Consider the following 7,968-nt stretch of genomic DNA (forward strand, 5'->3'; position numbering starts at 1 on the left):
CCACTTTTTTAATATTATTCTAAAATTTGAATTTCTAAAGAAAACCTCTAAGCATTTTATATAGTACGTCCCTACGTTAAGTCGCCGCTGCTGAGGAAGCAGCAGCGTGGTCAGCCTTTACACAATCAATTGCGACAACGAGCGCAATAATGATAGCTTCCATCTCTTCATTCAATATTTGTACCTTGTAGCTATCGCCCCAAGTGAACCACTCCTTATTCACTTTACCGACGACTTCACCATGCTGTAAGATTTGAAAATCCATATCCCACCAGTTACCTTCTACCTCAATGCCTGCCGCATCAACTGTATAGCGTGCTTTAAAGAAAGAAAACTCTTTCTTAATCGTTAGCACCTCTTGACCGTTTACTTCAACAAAAAACTTCGGTAAAAAGCTGAACACCTTTTTCGTAATAAGCGCGACCTCATCTCTTGCTGCATTCATAATGGAGAACGTTTTTGGAATTTGCATAAAACTGCCCTCCACGTAATAAACATCCTTCTCCTGCTGATCCTTTACCGTAAATTTTCCACTTAAACTGAATACCTTCTGCTTTATAAAAAGTTGCTTCATACTACGCCTCCTTTTTAATAGCATATTACTAAAACCGTTTTTATCATAGACAATAATTACAGAAGTGGGTTTTATATGTATAATATTTAATGAAATTTGCCTAGGACAAAAATATTTTCTTTATATATATTCACCATATAAATAACTCTCTTACTTGTAACATAGAAATAAAGCCTTTTCAAGACTGCTATATCTTAAATAGGCTTATTGTTTTTTTACAGAGAAAACGCACTTACTTATGATACGCTTCCCCGTAATGTATCTAAATGAGGTTCGGTACATTTTCTTTTAAAACCAATTCGCTGATTAACTCACCGGGATGTAAAAACTATAGGCTCTGTTAAACACAATGGTTGATTTTATTAGAATCCATTGAAAAGCTAGTTTCGTCTCTTCTTTCAAAATCAACACAAGCTCCAAGATAATGATAAACAATCAAATACACAGAGTATTATAATATTAAAAAAGTATAAGTTAAATAGTAAGTAAAGAGTTTATTGAATTTAATCCATCAAGTACTTGTTTAACTTCAATATTTTTCGACCAATCTTCATCTTCGATTTCTCCACTTTTATTAACTACAAGCCATAAGTTAAGCTATGGCTGTGCAGCCGCTCTACTAAAACCTATTAACTCTTACTCCTCCAGGTGAATCATATTTACCATTCCTACAAATTGAACCTTCTTTGGCTTTCTAATATGGGCTTCCTTTACTGCTGGTTAAACAAAGTACTATTCCGGCTGGCGGTGTTCGGGGAGATGCTGGACAGCTTGTTTCTTTCACTCCACTTATCTGGTTTTCAAATACTACAACAGTAGATGACTTTTTTGATAGCGTACAATGGTACGAATCCTTACAAAACTGGACAGGACAAGTTCGAAGTGTTTTCTTCATTCAGACACAACCTGAATACAAATATACTTGTGGTAAATAAGCAACGAAAAAAAGGAGACTTTGAGAAATGAAGTTCAAAGTTTCCTTAGAATATCAGCATGCTATCTAGTTCTTATTGAAAAGTAGCCAAAGGTTTGTCCTCTATGCTTATTTCAATTTAACCCCTGTAGAAATCTCTTACTTTACTAGACCGTGTGGGTCGATGACGAATTTTCTGGCAGCCCCTTTATCAAAATCTTGATATGCGTTTGGAGCTTCGTCTAATGATATTACAGTAGCATTAACAGCTTTCGCAATTTGAGCTCTTCCACTCAAAATTGCCGCCATTAAATCGCGATGATATTTCATAACAGGTGTTTGACCAGTTACAAAAGTATGAGCTTTAGCCCATCCTAAGCCAAGACGAATTTTTAACGTACCAATTTTTGCATCCTCATCAATTCCACCAGGGTCCCCGGTTACGTAAAGACCCGGTATACCTAAACGTCCTCCAGCACGTGTTATTTGCATAATAGAATTTAAAACAGTAGCAGGGGCTTCAACTGCATTAGCTCCATGTGCAGATGCTTCAAATCCTACACAATCTACAGCACAATCTACTTCAGGTGCTCCAAGTATTTGGTCGATTTGCTCTCCTAGGTTTGAATGATTTCGTAAATTAACTGTTTCGCAACCAAAGCTTCTAGCTTGAGCTAACCTTTCTTCATTTAAATCTCCTACAATTACTACAGCGGCTCCTAGTAACTGAGCTGAATGAGCAGCAGCGAGACCAACTGGACCTGCACCTGCGATATACACAGTTGATCCCGGTTTCACACCTGCACTTACGGCACCATGATATCCTGTTGGAAATATATCTGAAAGCATTGTTAAATCTCTAATTTTCTCCATTGCTTGGTCTTTATCAGGAAATTTTAATAATTGGAAGTCGGCATATGGCACCATTACATACTCAGATTGACCTCCAACCCATCCTCCCATATCGACATAACCATATGCTGAACCAGGACGATCTGGATTTACATTCTCACAAATATGAGTATTCCGCTCCTTACAGCTACGGCACCGACCACAAGCTATATTAAATGGAACAGAAACTAAATCACCTTTTTTAATAAATTCAACATCTCGGCCTACTTCAATCACTTCTCCTGTAATCTCGTGGCCTAGAACTAATCCTGTCGGAGCTGTAGTTCTCCCCCTCACCATATGCTGATCGCTTCCACAAATATTAGTTGTTACTACCTTTAAAATAACACCATGATCACATTTGCGTCCTACATTAAGTGGATTTACACCTGGTCCATCTCGTAAAACCAAATCTGGAAAACCAATATCTTGCACTTCTACTATTCCGGAACCCATATAGGCCACAGCTCTATTTCCAACCATTTGCAATTCCTCCCCTATATCATAAATTCATACAATCTATCTATATGGCCACTTTGTCCTAATCATTCCTATGAAAAATAATATTCGTTCGTTCAAATTATTCATTTCTTGTTTAACGAAATGGCTCTATCTCTCACGTCTATGTCTCTACTTTACAATTGAATTCACCCATTTCAATTAAGTAGAGATTTTTTTTCCTTGCAAACAGCATATGAACTAAAAAAAGAGAGTTAGTCCATAAAGAACTGACTCTCTTCTTTTAGTTCATACTATTAGGTCTATTTTTTCTATTTAATCAACGCTCCATTAAATGAATAGAATCTCACTTACTTGTGGTACGGTTCACCGAAACTAATATGAAAATGTAATACCTATTTTCGATCGTACGCCTATCTTTATTGTTAAATGATAAAACAGACATTTTATTTAAGGAGTGATGCAAAGTGCATATATTAACTTCTTTCAGAAAATGTTCTTTGTAGCGAAAGCGAAGCGACAGATAAAGAAGTCTCCCATCTCTATAGAGGGTGAGATGAATGTGGGTTAAAGTTACTTTTTAGCGGGTGTTTGGACACTCGTTGAAAAAAGTTGAACATTTTTATAAAAAATCCATCTTTATTCAAAACGCCCCTGTCGTTCAGTAAGCACCCACTTTCGAACATAGCCCATTTTTTCCTGAATATTTTCGATTGTTTTTTCACTTTGAAATGCCTTTTGCATGACCGTGTAGCGCAAATCCGTAGCTCTCACATTTGTCCCCATATCCTTCGACAACGTTTGGAAAATTCGCTCAATTGTTTTCGTTGAGATGGATTTTGATTGACTAGCCTCGCTAACCCAAAGCCATTCTCCTAACGTTTCTTCATGTAATTCCTCTGTTGCCTCTTTATAATGCGTGAGCATGTCCATTAATATCTGTGAAAGCTTTATTTCTCTACGCCCATTCTGATTAGCAATGTAAACTACAGATGAGTCAAAGTTAATATGGGTCCATTTCATACGTACAAGTTCTGCTGGTTTACATCCTGTTTCCATAAGCATTTGGACGATGCAGCCATTACGTCTTGCTAGCCATGCATGTTCTACTGTTTTAGCGTATTGAAAATAGGTTGGCCAGATATTCGCAATTTGCATCAATTGTTTCTTTGTTAGTAATGCTAAAACCTCTTTTTTCCTCTTCTTTGGCTGTAAAATGCCCTCATAGTCAAAGGGCTCCACCCACTCTCTTAAAAAGACAAAGTCTACAAAGCCTCTTAATGTAGCAATTTTATGATTAAATGTGTTGACATTTGTATAGGTCTCTTTCAAATAGTTACTATATAAAAATAACAATTTTTTCAAATGATGATCCACATTCAAGTAGTTTTTCTCATGAGCAAAGGCTAAAAATTGCTGTCCAACTATATTGTACTGCTTTTTCGTAGCAGCGCTTTTCTTTAAAGAGTTTAAAAGTAATAAATAGCTGTTCCATGCGTCCGCTAATGTGACCATCTTGCTCCCTCCTTAGTTAACTGTGCGTTTATTAGCTTAAGTTTACTATATTTTGGGTGCGTACGTTTAAGATAATTTATATAAATTATAATGTCGGATAATCTGTATCAATGGTTCACTAGCCTGCTTCCTGAGTTCAAATGCTCCTTTTATAATGAAGAAACAAATGTTCCGATAGCAGTGTCTCACACCTTTTGCTTTCTTACAATAGTAATTTTCCTCACTCTGTTGTAGTACATTTTCTTTAAAATGCCCCTATTCTTGTATCACAAGGCTGATTTACATGAAAATTCGTATAATTTAGTGTTTATTGCCGTTTGTGTTATATAATAAGTGTATCAACTATAAAATGTAGGGGGCTTTTCAAGTATGCAAGTAAAAACAACTCGACTTGAAGCAGAAGACGCAAAAATTATTTATCAAGAAACAGCTGGCCTAGCGATTATTACGATCCATCGCCCACAGGCTAAAAACGCGCTAACAGCAAATATGTGGGATCAATTAGCTAAAATTGCCCTCCAAGTATTAGATAATCCGAAAAATAAAGTATTGATTTTACGCGGCTCTGGCGAAAACTTTACGGCCGGCTCTGATATTAAAGAATTCAACGCCATTTCCCTTGAAAAAGCTGAAGAAGCATTTATACATATGGAAAAAACGATTTCCACAATTGAACGTTTACCGATTCCAACGATTGGCGTAATTAACGGTCCCGCAATGGGCGCTGGTTTAGAACTTGCATTAGCTTGTGATATCCGCATCGGCTCTGAAAAAACAAAGCTTGGGATCCCTGTAGGTAAATTAGGGATCACTATAAATAACAAATTTGCACAACGTTTAGTTCAACTTGTTGGCCCTTCTACAACGAAGGATTTAGTATTTACCGGGCGTATGTTTAAAGCTGAAGAGGCTTTTAAGCTTGGCATGCTTAACTATTTAGTCACTGAAAAAGACTTAAATAAATACATGATTCGCATGGGTAAGCTAGTTGCAGGAATGTCACCTGAATCTTTACTAGCTGTGAAGAAATCTGTGCAAGAATGCGTGGACAGTGTACCAACATTATGGCAAGGGTCAACAGCATTTGTCGGTAATGATTTTGCAGAGGGCTGCCGTGCCTTTGTAGAAAAACGCCAGCCACAATTTAAGCGCCAATCAAAATAACAAACAGGTACTCTGCTCGCCTCTCTTGCGAATGGAGTACCTGTTTGTTATGATTTTCGCTTTAACACGACCGACTTAATGTGGAGGTGAATCGCATCTAATTCATAACCAAAATGCTGATGAAATTCTGCTTGTATCGTTTTTTGTATTGCATACAATCGATCTGGTAAGGAAATATTAATCGGTAGCTTTAGCTGTAATGTAATTGTTGCTTGTGCTAGATCACCTAATACGAATTGAACGTGCTCGACTTTGTGTACGATATCTTCCTTTACACAGCAATACATTAATAGCTGTACATATACATGCCTGCCAATATCGATATACTCTTGTTGAAAATCAGGGCGAACAATCGTCGTCTCCCCTATTTTTTCACGCTTTGAAGAGAAGATCTCTATCCCTTTTTGAACGAGCCGTTTAAAAAAGTTTTGCTCGACTTGACGGTACGGTATTGGCATAACGTGCTTCCCCTGTGTCTGTCGAATAAAGCGAGCTTTGTCAATTTCTTTTTGGGAACGCACATCCTCAACATAGTAATATGTATCGATAGGACCAAGCTCAAGCTGTCTAGCTATCATCTTTGTCATTTTATCGGACGTGCCGATCAGTAAAATCGATTGTACTTTATATGTATCAAGTGCTTTTTTTACTTCTTCACGATGGGTATTATCTGTAAAAATGGCTCGACGAACGGCTGTTATCGTATTTTTCTCAAATTTTGCGGAGATTCCCGCTACTTTCACACCATTAATAATGAGAAGACCATCATCAATAAGTGCCTCTACCCCGATTTTATGGGCGAAAACAAGTGCGCTTGTACTTTTCCCTGTACCACTTGGACCGCTTAAAGAATAAACATTCATGACTATCAGCTCCTTTCCCTTTCATGATAGCAGAAACATATCACTTTTTCCGTCCAAATATTATTATTTCCATCAATAGTTAAATTATTTCCGCTAGCCTACGCACACATATTCTTCAATATAGAAATATATTCTTTTTTCAGAATAACTTTCCCTTTATGTGCTTTAGTATGATAAAATGTGTACTACTATTCTGTTATACAACTATAAGGAGTGTACTAGTTTGAAAATCGTACCATCTAAAAAAATGTCTTTATTTACAGCAGCAATTTTCGGAGATTTAAAAAAACATGCTAAGCAACAGGAAGCGAAAGGCATGAAAATGATTGATTTAAGCTTAGGTAGTCCAGACCTACCTCCTGACGCTAAAATTCGCGAGCATTTATCGTATAGAGCGGGTCTAGCAGAATCCTACGGCTATACATTAACAGGCACGCAACGTTTTTATGAAGCTGTTAGTCGCTATTATAAACGTCGTAGCAACGTAGATTTAGATCCCGCTTCTGAAATCATTCAAACAATTGGCTCTCAAGAAGGATTAGTGCATTTACCAATCGCCTTTTGTGACCCAGGAGATATCGTATTATCCACAAACCCAGCTTACGTTGCCTATGATGCTGGGATTCATCTAGCAGGGGCAACTCCTTACTATATGCCTCAAACAGCTGACAACGATTATTTACCAGACTTAGACGCTGTTCCTGAAGAAATAGCGCAAAAAGCAAAGCTACTAATTTTAAACTTACCAGGTAATCCGGTACCTGCAATGCCTTCAATAGCTTATTTTGAAAAAGTCATTGCCTTTGCGAAAAAATATAACATCATCGTTCTACATGATGCGGCATACTCTGAGTTCTACTTTACAGGTGAAGGCCCAATTAGCTTCTTAGCCGCTCCTGGCGCAAAAGAAGTTGGAATGGAAATTAACTCATTATCAAAAAGCTTCAGCCTTGCTGGTACACGTATCGCGTATATCGCAGGTAATGCTGAGATGATTGCGATCTTAAAACAATTAAAATCAAATTTAGATTTCGGTATTTTCGAACCAATTCAAGATGCTGCGGTCGTAGCACTTGATAATGCAGAGGAAATTACAGCAGGCCTACGTGCAACATTCTCAGAACGCCATAAAACATTAATGAACGGTTTACGTGCCTTAGGATGGGATGCAGCCCCTTCTGACGGTGGCATGTTCGTCTGGGCAAAATATCCGTACGATATTGACTGCACAGAGCTAGCCTTTAAACTAATTGAACAAGTTGGCATCGTGACAGTCCCTGGTACAGTATTTGGTTCGGCTGGACAAGGCTATTTACGTTTAGCCTTAGTACAACCAAAAGAATTGTTGCAGGAAGCTGTTGATCGTTTAGCACAAGTTCAAGTGACATCACAAAAATAATCATATAAACAACATGAAAACCCTTCTAATGAACTGCGCCCCAATTGTTAGACACATCTAACAATTGGAGGTGCAGTTTTTGTATGGTCAAAAAATATACTGCCAAAGATAAATTACAAGCTGTTGAGCGTTACTTAAATGGAAAGGAAAGTTCCTATGATATAGCTAAATCTATGGAGACTGATAATAA

The 7,968-nt window shown here is 37.5% G+C and carries 6 protein-coding genes; 2 read left to right on the forward strand and 4 right to left on the reverse strand.

Annotated elements, in window-relative coordinates:
• Positions 1 to 76: 76 nt before the first annotated feature.
• The 3 genes from ACIQLB_RS10170 to ACIQLB_RS10180 form a co-directional block, all read right to left on the reverse strand.
• Positions 77 to 574, reverse strand: a complete 498-nt coding sequence (locus ACIQLB_RS10170; RefSeq protein ID WP_400724646.1) for an LURP-one-related/scramblase family protein — start codon at positions 572 to 574, stop codon at positions 77 to 79.
• Between the two features lie 1,072 nt (positions 575 to 1,646).
• Entirely contained in the window at positions 1,647 to 2,861 is a 1,215-nt protein-coding gene (gene fdhA, locus ACIQLB_RS10175; protein WP_400724649.1) for a formaldehyde dehydrogenase, glutathione-independent, read from the reverse strand.
• A 615-nt stretch (positions 2,862 to 3,476) separates the two neighbouring features.
• Positions 3,477 to 4,352, reverse strand: a complete 876-nt coding sequence (locus tag ACIQLB_RS10180; protein ID WP_400724652.1) for a tyrosine-type recombinase/integrase — start codon at positions 4,350 to 4,352, stop codon at positions 3,477 to 3,479.
• A 369-nt stretch (positions 4,353 to 4,721) separates the two neighbouring features.
• Here ACIQLB_RS10180 and ACIQLB_RS10185 point away from each other — a divergent pair, with 369 nt between their 5' ends.
• Positions 4,722 to 5,516, forward strand: a complete 795-nt coding sequence (locus ACIQLB_RS10185; RefSeq protein WP_400724655.1) for an enoyl-CoA hydratase/isomerase family protein — start codon at positions 4,722 to 4,724, stop codon at positions 5,514 to 5,516.
• Between the two features lie 47 nt (positions 5,517 to 5,563).
• On the opposite strand, the gene ACIQLB_RS10190 is transcribed toward ACIQLB_RS10185, so the two are convergent.
• Complete coding sequence (locus tag ACIQLB_RS10190) at positions 5,564 to 6,379, reverse strand: hypothetical protein (protein WP_400724658.1); 816 nt, start codon at positions 6,377 to 6,379, stop codon at positions 5,564 to 5,566.
• A 223-nt stretch (positions 6,380 to 6,602) separates the two neighbouring features.
• Here ACIQLB_RS10190 and ACIQLB_RS10195 point away from each other — a divergent pair, with 223 nt between their 5' ends.
• Complete coding sequence (locus ACIQLB_RS10195) at positions 6,603 to 7,778, forward strand: aminotransferase class I/II-fold pyridoxal phosphate-dependent enzyme (RefSeq protein WP_400724661.1); 1,176 nt, start codon at positions 6,603 to 6,605, stop codon at positions 7,776 to 7,778.
• The last annotated feature ends 190 nt before the right edge of the window (positions 7,779 to 7,968 follow it).

Origin of the sequence: Lysinibacillus sp. NPDC092081, from assembly GCF_044755845.1 — a bacterium.
Lineage (GTDB): Bacteria > Bacillota > Bacilli > Bacillales_A > Planococcaceae > Lysinibacillus.

Bases quoted from the DNA above. Each gene is read 5' to 3' on its own strand.
- ACIQLB_RS10180 (WP_400724652.1), bottom strand. From the start codon at position 4,352: ATGGTCACATTAGCGGACGCATGGAACAGCTATTTATTACTTTTAAAC.
- fdhA (WP_400724649.1), bottom strand. From the start codon at position 2,861: ATGGTTGGAAATAGAGCTGTGGCCTATATGGGTTCCGGAATAGTAGAA.
- ACIQLB_RS10190 (WP_400724658.1), bottom strand. From the start codon at position 6,379: ATGAATGTTTATTCTTTAAGCGGTCCAAGTGGTACAGGGAAAAGTACA.
- ACIQLB_RS10170 (WP_400724646.1), bottom strand. From the start codon at position 574: ATGAAGCAACTTTTTATAAAGCAGAAGGTATTCAGTTTAAGTGGAAAA.
- ACIQLB_RS10185 (WP_400724655.1), top strand. From the start codon at position 4,722: ATGCAAGTAAAAACAACTCGACTTGAAGCAGAAGACGCAAAAATTATT.